General features: G+C 72.1%; 18 protein-coding genes. 10 read left to right on the top strand and 8 right to left on the bottom strand.

The features are described from left to right. Window positions 1-12: 12 nt before the first annotated feature. The 3 genes from ACWDX6_RS00770 to ACWDX6_RS00760 all read right to left on the bottom strand — a co-directional run bounded on the left by ACWDX6_RS00770 (window position 13) and on the right by ACWDX6_RS00760 (window position 4352). A complete protein-coding gene (locus ACWDX6_RS00770; RefSeq protein WP_451482938.1) occupies window positions 13-1797 on the bottom strand; it encodes an ABC transporter ATP-binding protein in 1785 nt (594 codons plus the stop codon). A gap of 167 nt (window positions 1798-1964) precedes the next feature. Beyond that, entirely contained in the window at window positions 1965-3698 is a 1734-nt protein-coding gene (locus ACWDX6_RS00765) for an ABC transporter ATP-binding protein (RefSeq protein WP_451482778.1), read from the bottom strand. A 15-nt stretch (window positions 3699-3713) separates the two neighbouring features. Further along, window positions 3714-4352, bottom strand: coding sequence for an NADPH-dependent FMN reductase (locus tag ACWDX6_RS00760; RefSeq protein ID WP_451482777.1), 639 nt, complete (start codon window positions 4350-4352; stop codon window positions 3714-3716). Between the two features lie 78 nt (window positions 4353-4430). Between ACWDX6_RS00760 and ACWDX6_RS00755 the strand changes: the two genes are divergently transcribed. From ACWDX6_RS00755 to ACWDX6_RS00745, 3 genes are all read left to right on the top strand, one after another. After that, window positions 4431-5252 carry an aminotransferase class IV gene (locus tag ACWDX6_RS00755; RefSeq protein ID WP_451482776.1) on the top strand — a complete coding sequence of 274 codons (822 nt, stop codon included), beginning with the start codon at window positions 4431-4433 and terminating at the stop codon, window positions 5250-5252. 170 nt (window positions 5253-5422) lie between these two features. Beyond that, window positions 5423-5920 carry a hypothetical protein gene (locus ACWDX6_RS00750; protein ID WP_451482775.1) on the top strand — a complete coding sequence of 166 codons (498 nt, stop codon included), beginning with the start codon at window positions 5423-5425 and terminating at the stop codon, window positions 5918-5920. 162 nt (window positions 5921-6082) lie between these two features. After that, window positions 6083-6712, top strand: coding sequence for a class F sortase (locus tag ACWDX6_RS00745; RefSeq protein WP_451482774.1), 630 nt, complete (start codon window positions 6083-6085; stop codon window positions 6710-6712). Here ACWDX6_RS00745 and ACWDX6_RS00740 read toward each other — a convergent pair. Further along, a complete protein-coding gene (locus tag ACWDX6_RS00740) occupies window positions 6707-7486 on the bottom strand; it encodes a sulfite exporter TauE/SafE family protein (protein WP_451482773.1) in 780 nt (259 codons plus the stop codon). The two genes, ACWDX6_RS00745 and ACWDX6_RS00740, sit on opposite strands and share 6 nt — an antisense overlap. A gap of 254 nt (window positions 7487-7740) precedes the next feature. Here ACWDX6_RS00740 and ACWDX6_RS00735 point away from each other — a divergent pair, with 254 nt between their 5' ends. The 5 genes from ACWDX6_RS00735 to ACWDX6_RS00715 all read left to right on the top strand — a co-directional run bounded on the left by ACWDX6_RS00735 (window position 7741) and on the right by ACWDX6_RS00715 (window position 13412). Beyond that, on the top strand, window positions 7741-9012 hold the full coding sequence (locus ACWDX6_RS00735; RefSeq protein WP_451482772.1) for an NAD(P)/FAD-dependent oxidoreductase: 1272 nt from the start codon (window positions 7741-7743) through the stop codon (window positions 9010-9012). A 1-nt stretch (window position 9013) separates the two neighbouring features. After that, complete coding sequence (gene nirB / locus ACWDX6_RS00730; protein WP_451482771.1) at window positions 9014-11560, top strand: nitrite reductase large subunit NirB; 2547 nt, start codon at window positions 9014-9016, stop codon at window positions 11558-11560. A gap of 6 nt (window positions 11561-11566) precedes the next feature. After that, window positions 11567-11908, top strand: a complete 342-nt coding sequence (gene nirD / locus ACWDX6_RS00725) for a nitrite reductase small subunit NirD (RefSeq protein WP_451482770.1) — start codon at window positions 11567-11569, stop codon at window positions 11906-11908. Between the two features lie 38 nt (window positions 11909-11946). After that, complete coding sequence (locus tag ACWDX6_RS00720) at window positions 11947-12531, top strand: TetR/AcrR family transcriptional regulator (protein WP_451482769.1); 585 nt, start codon at window positions 11947-11949, stop codon at window positions 12529-12531. 95 nt (window positions 12532-12626) lie between these two features. Further along, the gene (locus ACWDX6_RS00715; RefSeq protein WP_451482768.1) at window positions 12627-13412 is read left to right on the top strand and encodes an SDR family NAD(P)-dependent oxidoreductase; all 786 of its coding nucleotides are present in this window, start codon (window positions 12627-12629) and stop codon (window positions 13410-13412) included. Window positions 13413-13434: 22 nt separating this feature from the next. On the opposite strand, the gene ACWDX6_RS00710 is transcribed toward ACWDX6_RS00715, so the two are convergent. Both ACWDX6_RS00710 and ACWDX6_RS00705 read right to left on the bottom strand, forming a co-directional pair. Next, window positions 13435-13845 carry a VOC family protein gene (locus tag ACWDX6_RS00710; protein WP_451482767.1) on the bottom strand — a complete coding sequence of 137 codons (411 nt, stop codon included), beginning with the start codon at window positions 13843-13845 and terminating at the stop codon, window positions 13435-13437. Between the two features lie 144 nt (window positions 13846-13989). After that, a complete protein-coding gene (locus ACWDX6_RS00705; RefSeq protein ID WP_451482766.1) occupies window positions 13990-14445 on the bottom strand; it encodes a group III truncated hemoglobin in 456 nt (151 codons plus the stop codon). A 71-nt stretch (window positions 14446-14516) separates the two neighbouring features. Between ACWDX6_RS00705 and ACWDX6_RS00700 the strand changes: the two genes are divergently transcribed. Beyond that, window positions 14517-15134, top strand: a complete 618-nt coding sequence (locus ACWDX6_RS00700) for a hypothetical protein (RefSeq protein WP_451482765.1) — start codon at window positions 14517-14519, stop codon at window positions 15132-15134. 50 nt (window positions 15135-15184) lie between these two features. Here the strand turns inward: ACWDX6_RS00700 and ACWDX6_RS00695 are convergent, their stop codons facing one another. Further along, on the bottom strand, window positions 15185-16471 hold the full coding sequence (locus tag ACWDX6_RS00695; RefSeq protein WP_451482764.1) for a hypothetical protein: 1287 nt from the start codon (window positions 16469-16471) through the stop codon (window positions 15185-15187). Between the two features lie 216 nt (window positions 16472-16687). On the opposite strand from ACWDX6_RS00695, the gene ACWDX6_RS00690 reads away from it, so the two are divergent. Continuing rightward, complete coding sequence (locus ACWDX6_RS00690) at window positions 16688-17848, top strand: PhoX family protein (RefSeq protein ID WP_451482763.1); 1161 nt, start codon at window positions 16688-16690, stop codon at window positions 17846-17848. On the opposite strand, the gene ACWDX6_RS00685 is transcribed toward ACWDX6_RS00690, so the two are convergent. Continuing rightward, window positions 17818-18840, bottom strand: a complete 1023-nt coding sequence (locus ACWDX6_RS00685) for an ArsR/SmtB family transcription factor (protein WP_451482762.1) — start codon at window positions 18838-18840, stop codon at window positions 17818-17820. The genes ACWDX6_RS00690 and ACWDX6_RS00685 overlap by 31 nt on opposite strands. Window positions 18841-19024 lie beyond the last annotated feature (184 nt).

The following is a 19024-nucleotide window of genomic DNA, read 5'->3' as shown; positions in this document are numbered from 1 at the left end:
CGCCCCGGTCGGTCAGGCCGCGGGCGCGAACTGGGCGGCGTACAGCCGGGCGTACGCCCCGCCCGCCGCCAGCAGCTCGTCGTGCGTGCCCTGTTCCACGATCGAGCCGTTCTCCATCACCAGGATCACGTCCGCGTCGCGGATGGTGGAGAGCCGGTGCGCGATGACGAAACTGGTCCTGCCCCGGCGCAGGGAGGACATCGCCCGCTGGATGAGGAGCTCCGTGCGGGTGTCGACGGAGCTCGTCGCCTCGTCGAGGACCAGGATCACCGGCTCGGACAGGAACGCCCGGGCGATCGTGACGAGCTGCTTCTCGCCGGCGCTGAGACCGGCGCCGTCCTCGTCGAGGACGGTGTCGTACCCGTCGGGCAGGGTGCGGATGAACCGGTCGGCGTGGGTGGCCATGGCGGCCTCGACGATCCGTTCGCGGGGGACGTCACCGGGGACTCCGTAGGCGATGTTGTCGGCGATGGTCCCGCCGAACAGCCAGGTGTCCTGGAGGACCATGCCGATCCCGGACCGCAGGTCGTCGCGGGACATCTCCGCCACGTCGACGCCGTCCAGCGTGATCCGCCCGCCCGTCGTCTCGTAGAACCGCATCAGCAGATTGACGAGCGTCGTCTTGCCCGCGCCCGTCGGGCCGACGATCGCCACCGTCTGGCCCGGCTCCACCGTCAGCGACAGATCCTCGATGAGCGGCTTCTCCGGCTCGTAGCGGAAGGCCGCCTTCTCGAAGGAGACCCGGCCGGTGACCCGGTCGGGTCGCCGGGACACGGCCGGGCCGGGGGACTCCTCGTCGGCGTCGAGGAGGTCGAAGACGCGCTCGGCGGAGGCGACGCCGGACTGGAGCAGGTTGGCCATGGCGGCGACCTGGGTGACCGGTCCGTTGAAGTCGTACGAGTACTGGATGAACGCCTGGACGTCGCCGATGGACAGCGTGCCGGAGGCCACCCGCAGTCCGCCGACGACCGCGATGAGGACGTAGTTGAGGTTGCCGACGAACGTGAGGGCCGGCTGGATGAACCCGGACATGAACTGGGCGCGGAAGCTCGCCGCGTACAGCTCGTCGCCGAGTTCGTCGAAGCGGGCCACGGCCTCCTCGCGCCGCCCGAAGGCGACGACCTCGGCGTGGCCGGTGAACATCTCCTCGACGTGGCTGTTGAGGCGGCCGGTGACGTCCCACTGCCGGACGAACTGCGGCTGGGCCCGCTTGCCGATCCTGGCCGCCACGAGGACGGACAGCGGCACGGTGGCCAGCGCGACGAGGGCGAGCAGCGGCGAGATCCAGAACATCATCACCAGCACGCCGACGAGGGTGAGCAGCGCCCGGATCATCTGGCTGAACGCCTGCTGGAGGGTCTGGGTGATGTTGTCGATGTCGTTGGTGGTGCGGCTGAGGACCTCGCCGCGGGGCTGCTTGTCGAAGTAGGACAGGGGCAGTCGGGCGAGCTTGCCCTGGGCGCGCTCGCGCAGCCGGTGGCCGGCCCGCTGGACGACGGTCGTCGCGAGCCGCTGCTGCAGCCAGTTCAGCGCGGCGGAGCAGGCGACGAGCGAGAAGGCGAGGACCAGGGCGGTGGCGACCGCGGGGAAGTCGACGCCTGCCGGGCTGCCGGCGCCGGAGACGACGAGGTCGGTGGCGTGCCCGAGGATCAGGGGGCTGAGGACGGCGAGGGTGACGGCGGCCGTGGCGGCGGCCAGCACGGCGAGGAGCCGTGGGCGTTCGGGTGCCATGGTGCGCAGCAGCCGCAGGCCGGAGGAGCGGAAGTCCAGCGACCGTTCGAGGGCGGGGGCGCTCATGCCGGGCCCGCGCTGCGGCACGGCGGGGCCTCGGCGTTCGGGGGCGCGCCGCTGGACGGCGGGGCCTCGGCGTTCGGGCCGCTGGACGGCGGAGTCTCGGCGTTCGGGGGCGCGCCGCTCCTTCTCGTGCCGCTCCTTCTCGTCCCCCTCCTTACGGCGTGCGTCGCTCATGCCGCTTCCTCCTCGGTGAGCTGGGAGAGGACGATCTCCCGGTAGGTGGGGTTGTCGCGCATGAGTTCCTCATGGGTGCCGCTGCCGACGGCGCGGCCCTGGTCGAGGACGACGATCCGGTCGGCGCCGCGGATGGTGGAGACGCGCTGGGCGACGATGACGACGGTCGCCTCCGCCGTCTCCCGTGCGAGTGCCTCCCTGAGCCGTGCGTCGGTCGTGTGGTCGAGGGCGGAGAAGGAGTCGTCGAAGAGGTAGACCCGGGGGCGGGCGACGAGGACCCGGGCGATCGCCAGGCGCTGGCGCTGTCCGCCGGAGAGGTTGGTGCCGCCCTGCGCGACGGGTGCGTCGAGTCCGTCCGGGAGTGCCCGGACGAAGTCGGCGGCCTGGGCGACCTCCAGGGCGTGCCACAGCTCCGCGTCGCTCGCCTCGGGCCTTCCGTAGCGCAGATTGGTCGCCACCGTGCCGGAGAAGAGGTACGGCTTCTGCGGTACGAGGCCGACGGTGCGGGCGAGCAGGGTCCGGTCCATGGCGCGTACGTCGACGCCGCCGACGCGGACCTCGCCGCCCGTCGCGTCGAAGAGGCGCGGCACGAGGCCGAGGAGGGTGGTCTTGCCGCTGCCGGTGGAGCCGATGACGGCGGTGGTGCGGCCGGGGAGGGCGGTGAGGTCCACTCCGCGCAGGACGGGTTCCTCGGCGCCGGGGTAGCTGAAGCCGGCGCCGGTGATGTCGAGCCGGCCGGGGCCGTGCAGTGCGCGGACGGGGGTGAGGGGCGGGGCGACGGAGGGCCGGGTGTCGAGGATCTCCTGGATGCGTTCGGCGCTGACCTCGGCGCGGGGCATGTGCATGAGCAGGAAGAGCACCATCATCACCGACATGAAGATCTGGAGCAGGTAGCCGAGGAACGCGATCAGCGAACCGGCCTGCAGAGCACCGGAGTCGAGCCGGTGGGCGCCGACCCAGATGATGCCGATGGTGGCCAGCTCCCAGATGATCAGGACGATCGGGAACATCAGGGCCTGGAGGCGGCCGGAGCGCAGTCCGACCGCGAACAGTTCGTCGTTGGCGGCCGCGAACCGGCGCTGCTCGTGCCGGTCGCGGACGAAGGCGCGGACGACCCGGATGCCGGTGATCTGTTCGCGCATGACCCGGTTGACCCGGTCGACGCGCTCCTGCATGCCGCGGAAGAGGGGGCGCATCCGCAGGACGACCGCGCCGACGGCGCCGCCGATCAGCGGGACGAAGAGCAGCAGGAGCAGCGCGAGCGGGATGTCCTGCTCGAAGGCCATGACGATGCCGCCGACGCACATCAGGGGCGCGGCCACGAGCATCGTCAGGACGAGGACGGCGAACGTCTGCACCTGCTGGACGTCGTTGGTGGTGCGGGTGATGAGGGAGGCGGTGCCGAAGCGGCTCATCTCCCGTGCGGAGAAGTCCTGGACGCGGCGGAAGGCGGTGGCGCGCAGGTCGCGGCCGATCCCCATGGCGATCCCGGCGCCGAAGTAGGTGGCCGCCGCCGCGGCGGCGGCCTGGAGGAGGGTGACGGCGACCATCAGGCCGCCGCCGGACAGGACGTGGGCGGAGTCGCCGCGCAGGACGCCGTTGTCGATGACGTCGGCGTTGAGGGTGGGCAGAGTGAGGGAGGCGAGGGACTGCAGGAGCTGGAGGAGGACGACCAGGGCGAGGGTGCGCCGGTGGGGCCGCAGCCGGCCGGCGACGAGTCTCAGGAGCATGGGTCCGGCGCCCCGTCAGCCCGCGTAGGCGCGGACGGCCTTGGCGTCGCGCAGGGCCCGTGCCCACCAGGCGATCTGGTCGAGCATCGTCTTGGCGGCGGCGTCGGCTCCGGTGGGGTCCTTGTGGCGGCCGTCCTCCCCGAACTGGCCGTGCACGTGGGGGAAGGGGACGGTGTCGCGGACGGTGACGGCATGCAGTTCGGCGTAGATCTGGCGGAGCTGCTCGACGGCGCGCAGACCGCCGGAGATCCCTCCGTAGGAGACGAAGCCGACGGGCTTGGCCTGCCATTCGGTGTAGTGCCAGTCGATGAGGTTCTTGAGGGAGGCGGGGAAGGAGTGGTTGTACTCGGGGGTGAGGACGACGTAGGCGTCGGCGGCGGCCAGGACCGGGGAGACCTTGGCGAGTTCGGCGCGGACGGCGGCGTCGGGGTGGTGGGAGAGGGAGGTGGGCAGGTCGATCGCGGCCAGGTCGACGACGTCGACGGTGAAGTCGTCGCGGACGGCGGTCCGGCCGAGGAACCAGTCGGCGATGACGGGGCCGAACCGGCCCTCGCGGTTGGAGGCGACGATGAGGGCGAGCTTCAGCGGCGCGGAGGCACCGGTGGCGACGGAGTTCGCGGAGTTCGCGGAGTTCGCGGAGTTCGTGATGTCCATGCCGATGATCGTGGTACCTCAACTTTACTTGAGGTCAAGCCCGGATTCCGGGACGCGCCGCGGGCATACGGTGGAGCCATGACGACGGCACCGCTTCATGTGGAGATCGACGGCTCCCCCGCCCGCGACCCCGAGCTGCTCGCCACCCTGACGGGCGGGTACGGCCACTTCACCGCGATGCAGGTACGCGACGGGCGGGTGCGGGGCCTCGGTCTCCATCTCGACCGGCTCGACCGCTCGACCCGCGAGCTCTTCGGCCGGGGGATGGACTCCGGGCACGTCCGGTCGCTGCTCACCGGCGCCCTGGAGGCGGCGGGCCGACGGGACGCGGCGGCCCGCGTGTACGTGTACGAGGGCGTGCGCGTCGTCGTGACCGTCCGGGAGCCGGCCTCGATGCCCCCCTCGCCGCAGAGCCTGAAGACCGTCGACTACTGGCGGCCGGCCGCCCACATCAAGCACGTGGGCGGCTTCGGCCAGAACTACCACGGCGAGGCGGTCCGGCGGGAAGGATTCGACGAGGCCCTGCTGACCTCCCCGTACGGCGAGATCGCGGAGGGCGCGGTCACCAACATCGCCTTCTGGGACGGCACTTCGGTGGTCTGGCCGTCCGCCCCGTGTCTGACCGGGGTCACGATGGCCCTGCTGGAGCCGCGTCTGCCGTCCGTGCGGCGGCAGGTGACCCTGGCGAACCTTCCGGACTTCGGCGCGGCCTTCGTGACGAACTCGCGCGGGATCGCTCCGGTGGAGCGGATCGACGACATCCGGTTCGAGGTGGACCGGGAGCTGATGGAGCGGGTGTACGCCGCGTACGCGTCGGCGCCCTGGGATCCGCTGGCGGCGGAGCGGTCCGGCGGGCCGGGCTCACCCGTTCGGCACGAGTCGCCGACCGACACCCCGTGAACCGCTCTGACCTGCACAAACAGTGGTGAGGCAAGGCGACACACCGCACCGGACGGCGTAATTCTGACTTTCCATCAGCAGGCGCGTGGCGCGCCAGGGCTCTTACCTCGGTCCTAGGAGACGGCTCGGAACGGCCGCTCGGAAGACCGCTCGCGCGCCACGGAGGACTCATGCGCAACCCTGCCCGCCCGCTCACCGGTACCGTGCTGTCGGCCGTCGCGATCGGCGCCCTCGCCGCGCCGACGGCGTACGCCGGGGACTTCCAGACCCTGGAGGTCTATCCGTCCTCCGCGACGCCGGGCACGACCGTCACCGTCAACACCCTCGCCTGCGGGCCCAAGGGGCACGGCATCGGTGACGCCCAGTCCCTCGGCGCGGGCGAGTTCCAGCTGAACCCGAGCACGCACAAGGAGGTCGTGGTCGGGCAGTTCACGGTCCCGCAGCATGCCAAGCCGGGCACCTACGGCATCAGCGTCGCCTGCGACAACGGCAAGACGGCCCGCGGCGACCTCGTCGTCAAGCACCGGGGCCCGAGCGGGCACGTGAAGACCGGTGTCGGGGGCAGCATCGGCCCCGACACCGCCCAGATCACGGCGGGCGCGGCGGTGCTGGCCGCGGCTGCCGTCGGCGGTACGTGGCTCCTGCGTCGCCGGGCGAGCGGCACGTAGGCCGCCGGGGACCGACCGACGGATCAGGGCCGGACCGGCCCCTGGCCCCCGGCCCGAGATCCGTCGGCCCCCTGGCCGTACCGCACGTCCTGCCCCCGCCGCGCGCCCGCATACGGCCCGGCGGGGGCAGGGCCACATCCTCGTACCCCCAGAAGGAGCCGCGTGAGCACCAAGAGCAAGGGCTGGGGCATAGCGGTCGCCGCGTGCGTCGGCATCTGGCTCGTCCAGAACGGCTCGGAGAACGTCACCCCGCCCGTTCCCTCCGCCGCCCAGGCGTTCGCCGCCGGGCCCAACGAGCACACCGACGCCGCCGCCGATCCGCTGCCGCCCTCGGCGCCGGTCCGGCTGCGGATCCCCGAGATCGACGTGGACGCCCCGATGATGGGGCTCGGCCTGGGCGCGGGCGGTTCGCTCGACGTGCCGCCGGAGGGCGACCGCAACATCGCCGGCTGGTACGAGGAGGGCACCACGCCCGGCGCCGAGGGCACCGCGATCGTCGCCGGCCACGTCGACAACGCGCGGGGGCCCGCCGTCTTCTACGCGCTGGGCGCGCTCAAGAAGGGGAACAGGATCGAGGTCGACCGCCAGGACGGCCGCACCGCGGTCTTCACCGTCGACGCCGTCGAGGTCTACGACAACAAGGACTTCCCGGACGAGAAGGTCTACGGAGAGCGGGACCGGGCCGAGCTGCGGGTGATCACCTGCGGCGGCGGGTTCTCCGCGAAATCCGGCTACCAGGGGAACGTGGTCGCCTTCGGCCATCTCATCGGCGTACGCGAGGCGACCTCATGACCACTGGTCGAAGGCGAGCTTCGCGACCAGTGAGAAGACCACGAACAGCAGCACCCCGCGCACGAACTCGGCGCCCTTGCGGAGCGCCATCCGCGCGCCGATCATTCCGCCCGCCAGGTTGAAGACGGCCATGACCGCGGCCAGCTGCCAGAGCACGGTGCCCTGGTAGGCGAACATCGCGAGCGCGCCCGCGTTGGTGCAGACGTTGACGATCTTGGCGGTGGCGGAGGCGGTCACCAGGTCGAGATGGAGTACGGCGGTGAGCGCGAGGACCAGGAAGGTGCCGGTCCCCGGGCCGAACAGGCCGTCGTAGAAGCCGATGCCCCCGCCGACGAGCACGATCGCGGCGACGATCCTGGCCCGGCCGACGGGCGCCCTGTTCTCGCCCTGGGTGCCGAAGGCCGGCCGCAGCATCACGAACGCGGCCACCCCGAGCAGCACGACCATGATCACCGGGCGCAGGACGTCGCTGCTGATCCCGGCGGCGAAGAAGGCCCCGCCCATCGACCCGGCGAGCGCCGCGAGCCCGATCCGTACGGCCGTCGCCACCCGCACCGGCGCCTTGCGTACGTAGGTGACGGCGGCGCCGGACGTGCCGACGATCGCGACGGCCTTGTTGGTGCCGAGGATGTGCGCGGCGGGGACCTGCGGGAGCCCGAGCAGCAGCGCGGGCAGCAGGAGCAGCCCTCCTCCGCCGACCACGGCATCGATCCAGCCGGCCACGAGAGCGGCCGCGCAGAGCAGGACGAGAGTGGTCAGGGATATGTCAGGCATGGCCGCGAGCCTAGGGAGACGGTGGTTGTGCCGTCCATCGATCCCTGGAGTGCTGAGCTACATCTGAGGTTGTGCCGTGATCGCCGGTATACGAGTGACCGCCGCCGGCCGGCGGCCGGTCCTCACCTCCGGGCCCCCGCCCCCGTGAGCGGCGCGCGCCTCACAGCGCGCTCCCGCCGGAGCTGAGATCAGCGTTCCGTACGGGAAACAGTCGGGATGCCGACGGGTAACACCCGCCCCGCACTCTTCGAGACATGAGTACACGGATCGTGGTGGTCGGAGGCGGAACGGCGGGCGCCCGGCTCGCCCAGCGCCTGCCGGTCACCCTCCTCGGCGAAGAGCCGCACGCGCCCTACAACAGGGTGCTGCTCGCGGACGTCCTCGCCGGGCGGTACGAGCCCGAGGTGATCGCGCTGCCCGCTCCCCTGGAGCCGGTGCGGCGCGGGGTGCGGGCGGTGCGGATCGACCGCGCGGCCCGGATCGTGGAGTGCGAGGACGGGACGGCGGTCGGCTACGACCGGCTGGTCCTGGCGACCGGCTCCAACCCGGTGCTGCCGCCGCTGCGCGGACTGCGCGGGTCGCGGCTGCCGTCGGGCGTCCACCCGTTCCGTACGCTCGACGACTGTCTGGAGCTGCGCGCGCTGGTACGGCCCGGCGTCCGCGCGGCCGTCATCGGCGGCGGCCTCCTCGGGGTCTCCGCCGCCCGTGCCCTGGCCGCGCTGGGCGCCGAGGTGGTGCTGACCCAGCAGGGCGAGCGCCTGATGGAGCGGCAGCTGGACGCCCACGCCTCCGAGCTCCTCCGCGAGCACGTGGAGTCCCTCGGGGTCGAGGTGCACACGGAGTGCCGGGTCAGCGGTCTGCGCCAGGAGGGCGGCGCGGTGACGGCCGTCGAACTCGCGGACGGCTTCGTGCTCGACGCCCAGGTCGTGGTGCTGGCCTGCGGAGTCAGGCCGCGCATCGGGCTCGCCCGGGACGCCGGCCTGGAGGTCCGTACCGGCATCGTCGTCGACGACGAGCTGCGGACCTCCGATCCGTTCATCCATGCCATCGGCGACTGCGCGGAGCACGACGGCCGCGTCTACGGCCTGGCGGGCCCGGCCCTGGAACAGGCGGACGCCCTGGCGGGCGTCCTGCTGACCACGACGGCGGGCGCGGCACGGCTCACGACACCGGCGACGGCGGGTGTGACAGCAGGCCCGGCACCGGGCGCGACGGCGGGCCCGGCGGGCGTGCCCGCCTACACCGGCACCCGGGCGCTGACCCGGCTCACCCTCGGTGGCGCCGAGTCGCTCGACCTCGCCGCCTTCGGCGAGGCCACCCCCCGGCCGGGCGACGACGTCGTCCAGCTGACCGACGCCACCCGCCGCGCCTACCGCAAGGTCGTCGTGCGCGGCGACCGGCTGGTCGGCGGCGTGCTCCTCGGCGATCTCGCCGCGGTCGGGGCGCTCGCCCGGGCCTGGGAGGGCGATGAGGCCCTTCCGCCCGCTCCCCTGCTCCACCTGCTCACCCATGACGGAGGCTCCTGAGATGTCGACCATGCCCGTGCACATCCCCACCGTCGTCCTGGTCGGCCACGGAATGGTCGGCCAGCGCTTCCTGGAGGCGCTGGCGGACCGGGGCGTCACCGAGCGCGCGCGTGTCGTGGTGCTCTGCGAGGAGCCCCGCCCCGCCTACGACCGGGTCCAGCTGACCTCCTACTTCAACGGCCGCACCCCCGACGATCTGTCGATGGTCGAGGACGGCTTCATGGCGAAGCACGGCATCGAGCTGTACGTCGGTGACCCGGCCGAGACGATCGACCGGGAGGCCCGTACGGTCACCGCGCGCTCCGGGCAGGTCTTCCCGTACGACACGCTGGTCCTGGCCACCGGCTCGTACCCGTTCGTCCCGCCCGTCCCCGGCAGGGACGCGCGCGGCTGCTTCGTCTACCGGACGATCGAGGACCTCCTCGCCATCGAGGAGTACGCCAAGACCTCGACGACCGGCGCGGTCGTCGGCGGCGGTCTGCTCGGTCTGGAGGCGGCCGGCGCGCTCAAGGGGCTCGGCCTCGACACCCACATCGTCGAGTTCGCGCCGCGGCTGATGCCGGTGCAGGTCGACGAGGGCGGCGGCGCGGCGCTGCTGCGCACGATCGAGCAGATGGGCCTGAGCGTCCACACGGGCACCGGCACCCAGGAGGTCCTGACCGAGGACGGCGCGGTCACCGGGATGCGCCTGTCGGACGGCTCCGAACTGGCCGTCGACATGGTGGTGTTCTCCGCGGGCGTACGGCCCCGGGACCAGCTGGCCCGCGACTGCGGCCTCACGGTCGGCGAGCGCGGCGGTATCGCGGTCGACGAGCGGTGCCGTACCTCCGACCCCGCCGTGTACGCGATCGGCGAGTGCGCGCTGGCGTCGGACGGCAAGGTGTACGGCCTGGTGGCGCCCGGCTACGAGATGGCGCTGACGGCGGCGGCGACGATCGCCGACGAGGCCGACGAGAACACGGCCGGCTTCACCGGCGCCGACATGTCGACGAAGCTGAAGCTGCTCGGCGTGGACGTGGCCTCCTTCGGCGACGCGCACGGCACCGCCGAAGGCTGCCTCGACGTGGTGTACTCCGACTCCCGCTCCGGCGTCTACAAGAAGCTCGTGGTCGACGGCGAGGGCGTGCTGCTCGGCGGTGTGCTGGTCGGCGACGCGGATTCGTACGGCATGCTGCGGCCGCTCACCGGTTCCGTGCCGCCCGTCTCCCCCGAGCAGCTGGTGCTGCCGGCGGGCGCCGGGGCGCCGGTCGCGCTCGGCCCGTCGGCGCTGCCGGACGACGCCGTGATCTGCTCCTGCCACAACGTCACCAAGCACGCGATCACCCAGTGCTCGACGCTGCCCGAGGTGAAGAAGTGCACCAAGGCCGGTACGGGTTGCGGCAGTTGCGTGAAGCTGATCGGGCAGCTGCTGCCGGCCGCCACCGACAAGGGGCTGTGCGGCTGCTTCTCGTACACCCGCAGCGAGCTGTACGAGATCACCCGCACCCTGCGGCTGACCTCCTTCGCCGAGCTGATCGACTCGCACGGGCGGCCGGAGGCGCGCGGCGGTGACGGCTGCGAGGTCTGCAAGCCGACCGTCGGCTCGATCCTGGCGTCGCTCGCTCCGACACTGGAGTTGGGCGGCTACATCCTCGACGGCGAGCAGGCCTCACTCCAGGACACCAACGACCACTTCCTCGCCAACATGCAGCGCAACGGCTCCTACTCGGTGGTGCCCCGGATCCCGGGCGGCGAGGTGACGCCGGAGAAGCTGATCGTGATCGGCGAGGTGGCCCGCGACTTCGGGCTCTACACCAAGATCACCGGCGGGCAGCGGATCGACATGTTCGGCGCCCGCGTCGAGCAGCTCCCGGCGATCTGGACCCGGCTCGTCGACGCGGGGTTCGAGTCCGGTCACGCGTACGGCAAGTCGCTGCGCACGGTGAAGTCCTGCGTGGGGCAGACCTGGTGCCGCTACGGCGTCCAGGACTCGGTGAAGATGGCGATCCAGCTGGAGCTGCGCTACCGCGGCCTGCGCTCCCCGCACAAGCTGAAGTCGGCGGTCTCCGGCTGCGCCCGCGAGTGCGCGGAGGCGCAGTCGAAGGACTTCGGCGTCATCGCGACGGCGAGCGGCTGGAACCTGTACGTGGGCGGCAACGGCGGCGCGACCCCGCGCCACGCCGATCTGCTGGCCCAGGATCTGTCGGACGCCGAACTGGTGCGCCTGATCGACCGGTTCCTGATGTTCTACATCCGGACGGCCGACCGTCTGGAGCGCACCTCGACCTGGCTGGAGCGCCTGGAGGGCGGGCTCGACCACCTGAAGGACGTGGTGGTGCACGACTCGCTGGGGCTGTGCGACGAGCTGGAGGCGCTGATGGCCGCGCACGTCGAGGACTACCAGGACGAGTGGGCGCAGACCCTGGACGACCCGGACCGGCTGCGCCGCTTCGTCTCCTTCGTCAACGCGCCGGACGCGCCGGACCCGTCGGTGAAGTTCGTACCGGAGCGCGACCAGATCAAGCCGGACCTGACGGTCCTCACCATCGGAACTCTGGAAGGGGTCTGAAGCCCGATGAAGCTCGAACTCTCCCACGACGTCGAGGCCGACGCCTGGACGGTGATCTGCGACGAGGCCCGGCTGACGCCCGGCCGGGGCGTGGCGGCGCTGCTGCCCGACGGCCGGCAGGCGGCGCTGTTCAAGGACCGCGCGGGCCGCGCGTACGCGATCGACAACCGCGATCCCTTCACCGGGGCGCAGGTGCTCTCCCGGGGGCTGCTCGGCTCGGCGGGCGGGCGGCCGTTCGTGGCCTCGCCGCTGCTGAAGCAGCGCTTCGACCTGGAGACGGGCCGGTGCCTGGACGACGACGAGGTGACGGTGGCCGTGTATCCGGTCCGCACAATCCCCCGCGACTGACTTGACCGTACGTTCCAGATCGATCTAGGGTCCTGATCGTGGCCAGGCCCAAGGAATTCGACCCCGAGGCCGCGCTCCAGTCAGCTCTCGAACTGTTCTGGCGGCGCGGCTACGAGGCGACGACGATGTCGGACCTCGTCGAGCACCTCGGGATCGGCCGAGCCAGCATCTACGCCACCTTCGGCAACAAGCGCCAGCTCTATATGAAGGCGCTGGAGCGCTACCTCACGACGCGCGACCCGCTGATGACCGAGGAGCTGTCCCAGCCAGGGCCGGCCCTGCCCGCCGTACGCGCTCTCGTACGCCGGTTCGCGGTCGAGGCGGGGACCGACGCGACCCGCCTGAACGGGTGTTTCATCACCAACTCGGCGGCGGAGCTGGGTCCGCACGACGACGCCGTGGCGCGCCGGGTGGAGCTGAACTGGGAGCAGATCGAGACCCTGCTGCACGCCGCGCTCGTCCGGGCGCGCGCCCAGGGCGAGCTGTCGGCGGACCGTGATCCGCGGGCGCTGGCGCGGATGCTCCTGGTCCTGATGCAGGGCATCCGCCTGGTCGGCAAGGCCTCGTCGGACCCGACCAGGGTCAGGGACGCGGCGGAGCAGGCACTGGCTCTGCTGGACTGAGCCACGGGCAGGAGGGCGCCGAACGGCGCCCTTCTTTTCGGCCCACATATTGGAACGTACGGTCAGATATTTTCTTCTCAGGGAGTTGTCACCGCATGTCCGCATCCCCGTCCCCGCGCACGTCCGCACGCTTCACCGGCAAGACCGTCCTCGTCACCGGCGGCGGTACCGGTCTGGGACGGGCCATCGCGCTCGCCTTCGCCGCCGAGGGGGCGAAGGTCGTCGTGTCGGGCCGCAGCGCCGGCACCCTGGACGAGACCCTGTCCCTGGTCAAGGCCGCCGGCGGCACCGCGGCCGCCGTCACCGCCGATGTGTCCCGTGCGGAGGACGTCCGCGCGCTGGTGCGCCGGACCGTCGAGCTCTTCGGCGGCCTCGACGTCGCCGTGAACAACGCCGGGGTCTTCCGGGGCGGCCACGCGGCCGCCGACTTCCCCCTGGAGGACTGGCAGACGCTGATGGACATCAACGTCACCGGTGTCCTGCACTCCCTCCAGGCCGAGGTCGCCCATATGCGGGCCAACGGCGGCGGGGCCATCGTCAACATCTCTTCCAACCTCGGCCCGCACGTGCGCGTCCCGGGCGTCTTCGGCTACCAGGTCTCCAAGGCCGCGGTCTCGGCGCTCACCCGCGCCGCCGCCCGCGACCACATCGCCGACGGCGTCCGGATCAACGCGGTCAGCCCCGGTGCCTCGCAGTCCACGATGTCGCTGCGGCCGGGCGAGACCGAGGCCGAGCGGGAGGTCCGCATGAAGGAGGAGTCGCCGCTCGGCCGCATCTCGGCCGCCTCGGAGGTCGCGGCCGCGGTCCTCTACCTCGCCTCGGAGGAGGCGGGCTCGGTCGTCGGCACGGACCTCGTGATCGACGGGGGCGTCTCGGCCTGACGACACCCCTGCCGGGTTCGGGTCAGCCCTCCACGGCGGCGGGGTCCATCCAGACCAGCTCCCAGTGGTGGCCGTCGGGGTCCGTGAAGGAGCGGCCGTACATGAAACCGAGGTCCTGCGGCTCCTTCGCCGGGGAACCGCCGGCGGCCAGGGCCGCGTCGGCCAGCTCGTCGACCTTCTCCCTGCTGTCGGCGCTCAGCGCGAGCAGCACCTCGGTGGTCTTCGTGGCGTCGGCGATCTCCTTGCCGGGCTTGGTGAAGTCCCGGAAGCGGGGCTCGGTCAGCAGCATCGCGAAGATCGTGTCGCTGATGACCAGGCACGCGGTGCTCTCGTCGCTGAACTGCGGGTTGAAGGAGTAGCCGAGCTTGCTCCAGAAGCCCTTCGAGGTCTCGAGGTCCTTCACGGGCAGGTTCACGAAGATCATCTGGGTCATGGTGGTCTCTCCTCTGGCATGCGCGTCGGGCATGCGCTCCGTAGGGGCGCTTTCAAGAGGTAAGACGGCGGGGGCGCACGGAACTCATCGCCGCCCGAGGATTTTCTTCGGCGGCTTCCCCGGTCAGAGGCCTTCGTCAGGGTCTTACGCGGCGGAGCGCAGCACCAGCGCCGCCAGCGGGACGAAGCCCGGGCCCTCGCCGGTGGTGGCGGCGTCCCGGCCGGCGAGCCGGTGGAGCATCGCGAGGGCGATCCGCTCCCCCTGGGTCTTGGCCCGCTCGGCGACCGGCCCCTGGTGGAGGCCGTCGACGGCGGCGCGCCAGAGCTGGACCCAGCGGCCGAAATGGGCGGCGGTGAGCGGGCGGGCCGCGTCCAGGGCCGCGTGCGGGGCGAAGGTGTCGCGGTCGTAGCCGGCCGTACGGAAGAGCGCGCGTTCCCAGAAGTCGGCGATCCGGGACAGATGGGCCTCCAGGTCCGTGCCGGCGATCCGGGTGAAGTACGGGCCGAGCAGCGGGTCCGCGAAGGCCGCCGTGTAGAAGCGCCGGAGAAGGACGTCGAGGTCGTGGCGGCCGCCGAGGTCCCGGGCGCGGATGGTGCTCATCTGCCCCAGTCTTCCCCCGTGTGCGGCGTCCATCCAGTGCCGAAGGTCCCGGCTCCGGATAGCGTCGGAGCATGAGCCCCGCAGGGAAGAAGATCACCGAGAAGCTGTCGGACGAGGCCCTGGCCGGCGCCACCGGCAAGCGCTGGGCCGAGTGGTTCGCCCTGCTCGACGCCTGGGGCGCGACGGACCGCGGGCACACCGAGATCGCCCGCCACCTCGTCGACGCCGAGGGCGTGAGCGGCTGGCACGCGCAGTCGATCACGGTCGGCTACGAGCAGGAGCGCGGGATGCGCCAGGTCGGCCAGTCCAGCGGCGGCGACTGGCAGGCGAGCGCGAGCAGGACGGTGAACGCCCCGGCCGAGCGCTGCACGGCCGCCTTCGCCGACGAAGGCCTGCGCCGCCGCTGGCTCCCGGACGGCGAGATGGAGGTGCGCACCCACCGTCCGGGAGTCTCGGTCACGGCGGACTGGGACGGCGGCACCAGCCGGATCTCGGTCTATCTCACCGCGAAGGGCCCGGCGAAGACCCAGGTCGGCCTCGGGCACACCAGGCTCCCGGACGCGGACGCGGTGGCCGCCTACAAGGATTTCTGGCGCGAGCGCCTCGGTGTGCTCAAGACCCTGCTGGAGTCCGAGGGCCCAGACCCCCGGACGCCGCCGGAGTCGGACGACCGAGTCTCCGGCGGCTGAGCGTCCGGCTCTCCTCGTCGTAGCGCACGGACATCCGCGCCCTCCCCCGATCAGCGGTCGATGGAGAACACCACCCGGACCCCTTCCGTGGAGTTGATCCGCTCGTTCAGTCCCCAGATCCGTCCGGTCGACGGCGAGTAGCCGAGGTTCTGCGTATAGACCGGCGCGGTCGTCAGGACGTGGGGTGCCGCGTCGGCCAGGGTCTTGTGGACGCAGGAGTAGCGGGCGCCGGACGGGTCCCCCGAGCCGCCGCCGACCCCTGACGGGCAGTCGCCCGCGAGGTACCACGCGGTGCCGTCGGTCGCCGCGCCCTGCATGGCCGAGATCGGGGAGGAGTAGGCGACGGTGGCGTGCCCGGAGGGCAGCGCCGAGGTGGCGTCGAGCGCCCAGCGGATGACCCGGCCGCCCGCGGCTCCCGGCTTGTACTCGGCGGAGACCAGGCCGTCCTGGCCCGACCGGTCGAGGCTGAGGGAGTTGAGGCAGGGGCGGTCCCCGGTGCCGGTCGAGCAGGCGCCGCCGTCGGCGGTGGTGACGTACTGGCCGATCATCGGCAGGGCGTAGTTGCTCCAGCGGGCCGAGGAGGTGGTGCCGGTGATGCCGACGGCCTCGGTGCTGGAGTTGACCTTCCAGATGTGCCGGAGGTCGAAGACCTGGAGCCAGCGGCCGTTGGCGACGAAGACGCGGTTGTCGTACCAGACCACGCCGTCGGCGTGGCTGCTCACGCGGGTGAAGCCGCCCTTTCCGTTCGCGTCGAGGGTCGGCTTGACCAGCAGCAGGTGGTTGTACCTGACCTGCCCGCCGTCGGTGTTGACGAGGCTGACCCGGGCGAACTCGTCGCGCACGGGGTTGGGGCCCTGCAGGCCGCGGCTGAAGTGCCAGGAGGCGAGGTGGGCCGAGCGGCCGTCCCAGGCGCCCCCGGGCTGGGCGTCGTACGAGCCGGTGATGCCCTGCGGGGTCCAGCCACCCGCGTCGGTCCAGGAGTTGGAGGTGTCGTCGCCCTTGTCCCAGCAGAAACCGTCGGGGTTGAGGCCGGTGGCGAGACCGGTCCGGTGGCACAGGCCGTCGATGCCGGTGCGGCCGCCGGAGGTGAGGACCTCGGTGGCGTTCCGTACGGTGACGGCGCCCTGGGACTCGACCGCCTTGATGGCCCTGTCGTGGTCGGCGAACGTGGTGCCGGCGTGGAGCCGGAACTCCGCGACGGCCGCCGGGTCGACCTGTCCGAACGGCATCGCCGCCTGCGCCTCCCCCGCCCCCGCCGTCACGACGGCGAGTGTGGCGAGCGCGGAGCCGAGCACGGCGATCCGGAGTCTCCAGCCTGTCTTTCCTCTGCGTGTCATGGCGCGAGAGCCTAGCCAGCGGCCCCGCCCATGGGCGGCCCGGGACCACCGCGGTCCCGCCGGCCCGGCGGACCGGGAGAGCGATCAGGCTCCCGCCGCTTCCCCTTCATCGGTTGTTGCTGCACAGTCAACTCCGTAGTTCTAGGTTCCGGAAGCGCGCGACCCCGCCGCCGACCGGGCGGTGGGGCGGTCACCACCACCCCTCTGGAGTGAGACGTGGAGCGACGCAGTTTTCTGCGCGGAGCGGTCATCGGCACGTCGGCCGCCGCCTTCGGCGGCACCCTGATGCGCGGTGCCGCCTACGCGGCGCCCGCCCAGCCCGGCCCCGGCCCCTACGGGGCCCTGGGCGCGGCCGATGCCAACGGCATCCAGCTGCCCAGCGGTTTCACCAGCCGGGTGATCGCCCGGTCCGGCCAGAAGGTCGGCAGCACCTCGTACACCTGGCACAACGCCCCCGACGGGGGCGCCTGCTTCGTCGACGGCACCGGCTGGATCTATGTCTCCAACTCGGAGATCTCCTCGACCGGTGGCGCGAGCGCGGTGAAGTTCAACTCGTCCGGCGCGATCACCGGCGCGTACCGCATCCTGTCCAACACCAACCGCAACTGCGCGGGCGGCAAGACCCCGTGGAACACCTGGCTCTCCTGCGAGGAGGTCAGCCTCGGCTATGTCTACGAGACCGACCCGTGGGGCGTGAAGGCGGCCGTCCGCCGACCGGCGATGGGCCGGTTCAACCACGAGGCCGCCGCCGCCGACCCCGTCCGCAAGGTGATCTACCTGACCGAGGACGAGTCGAACGGCTGCCTCTACCGCTTCGTCCCGACCACCTGGGGCGACCTGTCCTCCGGCACCCTCCAGGTGCTGAAGGCCGGCACCGCCACCTCCGGCACCTTCACCTGGGCCAACGTCCCCGACCCGGACGGCTCCCCCACCTACACCCGCGACCAGGTCTCCGGCGCCAAGCGGTTCAGCGGCGGCGAGGGCTGCCACTACGCCAACGACACCGTCTGGTTCACCACCAAGGGCGACAACCGCCTCTGGCAGCTCAACCTGGCGAACAACACCTACGAACTGGCCTACGACGACTCGCTGGTCAGCGGGGGCGGCGCCCCGCTGACCGGGGTCGACAACGTCACCGGCTCGTCCTCCGGAGACCTGTTCGTCGCCGAGGACGGCGGCAACATGGAGATCTGCGTCATCACGCCGGACGATGTCGTCGCCCCGTTCCTGCGGATCAACGGCCAGTCCGGCTCGGAGATCTGCGGACCGGCCTTCTCCCCCGACGGCAAGCGGCTGTACTTCTCCAGCCAGCGCGGCACGAGCGGCAGCTCCTCGGGCGGTATCACCTACGAGGTGACCGGCCCGTTCCGCGCGTAGCACGGCTCCTCCGCGCGCCGGTGGGCGCCGCCCAGCAGGGCGGCGCCCAGCGGCGTCAGCGTGTGCAGGACCGCGTTGCCGTGGCGCAGGGTGGCGACGAGACCCGCCTCGCGCAGCACGCCCGCGTGCTGACTGGCCGAGGCGAGGGACACCCCCGCCCTGCGGGCCAGTTCGCTGGTCGTGCCGCCGTCACCGATGGCGTGCAGCACGGCGGAGCGGGTGTTGCCGACGAGCTTGGCCAGCGAGGAGCCGCCCGGGGCGTGGAGGGTCGGCGCCTCGCAGTGGGTGATCGGGTAGACGAGCACCGGGGGCAGGGCGGGGTCGCGCAGCACGACCGGGGTGCCGCGGCAGAAGTACGAGGGCTGGAGCAGCAGCCCCCGGCCGTCGAGACGCAGGTCGCGGTCGACGGGGTAGTCCGCCTCCAGGACCGGGGCACGCCAGCGGAACATGCGTGGCAGCGAGGCGAGCAGCTCCTCGGCGCCGCCGTCGAGCAGCGCCCGGCCGCGCACGGCGCGGTCGGCCTCGACGCAGGCGCGGACATGGGGCCAGTACGGCTCGATGGCCGCCCGGTGGTAGCTGCGCAGCGCCCCGATGAGCCGGCTGAACGGTTCCGCGCCGCCGTCGGCGAGGGCGCGCAGCGAGTGGGGCACGGTCCGGCCGCCGACCCGGGCGGCGCCCAGCTGCGCCAGTTCCGTGTGGAGCCGGGCGGGCGGGGTCGCACGGACCGCCTGGAGGCCCTCGTCGAGGCCGTGGACGCCCTCGGCGGGGGTCAGGAAGTCGGGGAAGTAGCCGCGGCTGGGAACGAGGGCGGCGAGCAGGCGTGTCTCACCGTTCAGCCGGGTGCGGGTTTCCGAGCGCCATTCTCCGTAGACGAGGGACCCGCGCCGGTCCCTTAAACGGTGAAAACTGAGAATCGTTTCCCACAGAACGTCCGGCCGGGCGGCCATCCGCACCCCGGCCAAGTCGTTTCCTGTGAAATGAATCCGCAGCATGGAACCCCCACCTGTGCACCCGCAACCACCCCCTCCGGATGAGTATGCACAGCATCACAGCACGTTACCAGGGTGTTTCAGCCACACTTGAAAAGCATCGCGGTGGACGGGGGCGAAACGAAAAGCTGTGCGTGTCGGGCAGGAAACCTTCAGGACCGAGGTGACGTGACGAAGACCGTGGGGG

The sequence above is a fragment of the Streptomyces sp. NPDC003027 genome, assembly GCF_053591435.1.
This window is presented reverse-complemented; position numbering and strand designations above follow the sequence as displayed.

Bases quoted from the DNA above. Each gene is read 5' to 3' on its own strand.
- ACWDX6_RS00770 (WP_451482938.1), bottom strand. From the start codon at position 1,797: ATGAGCGCCCCCGCCCTCGAACGGTCGCTGGACTTCCGCTCCTCCGGC.
- ACWDX6_RS00765 (WP_451482778.1), bottom strand. From the start codon at position 3,698: ATGCTCCTGAGACTCGTCGCCGGCCGGCTGCGGCCCCACCGGCGCACC.
- ACWDX6_RS00760 (WP_451482777.1), bottom strand. From the start codon at position 4,352: ATGGACATCACGAACTCCGCGAACTCCGCGAACTCCGCGAACTCCGTC.
- ACWDX6_RS00755 (WP_451482776.1), top strand. From the start codon at position 4,431: ATGACGACGGCACCGCTTCATGTGGAGATCGACGGCTCCCCCGCCCGC.
- ACWDX6_RS00750 (WP_451482775.1), top strand. From the start codon at position 5,423: ATGCGCAACCCTGCCCGCCCGCTCACCGGTACCGTGCTGTCGGCCGTC.
- ACWDX6_RS00740 (WP_451482773.1), bottom strand. From the start codon at position 7,486: ATGCCTGACATATCCCTGACCACTCTCGTCCTGCTCTGCGCGGCCGCT.
- ACWDX6_RS00735 (WP_451482772.1), top strand. From the start codon at position 7,741: ATGAGTACACGGATCGTGGTGGTCGGAGGCGGAACGGCGGGCGCCCGG.
- nirB (WP_451482771.1), top strand. From the start codon at position 9,014: ATGTCGACCATGCCCGTGCACATCCCCACCGTCGTCCTGGTCGGCCAC.
- nirD (WP_451482770.1), top strand. From the start codon at position 11,567: ATGAAGCTCGAACTCTCCCACGACGTCGAGGCCGACGCCTGGACGGTG.
- ACWDX6_RS00715 (WP_451482768.1), top strand. From the start codon at position 12,627: ATGTCCGCATCCCCGTCCCCGCGCACGTCCGCACGCTTCACCGGCAAG.
- ACWDX6_RS00710 (WP_451482767.1), bottom strand. From the start codon at position 13,845: ATGACCCAGATGATCTTCGTGAACCTGCCCGTGAAGGACCTCGAGACC.
- ACWDX6_RS00705 (WP_451482766.1), bottom strand. From the start codon at position 14,445: ATGAGCACCATCCGCGCCCGGGACCTCGGCGGCCGCCACGACCTCGAC.
- ACWDX6_RS00700 (WP_451482765.1), top strand. From the start codon at position 14,517: ATGAGCCCCGCAGGGAAGAAGATCACCGAGAAGCTGTCGGACGAGGCC.
- ACWDX6_RS00695 (WP_451482764.1), bottom strand. From the start codon at position 16,471: ATGACACGCAGAGGAAAGACAGGCTGGAGACTCCGGATCGCCGTGCTC.
- ACWDX6_RS00685 (WP_451482762.1), bottom strand. From the start codon at position 18,840: ATGCTGCGGATTCATTTCACAGGAAACGACTTGGCCGGGGTGCGGATG.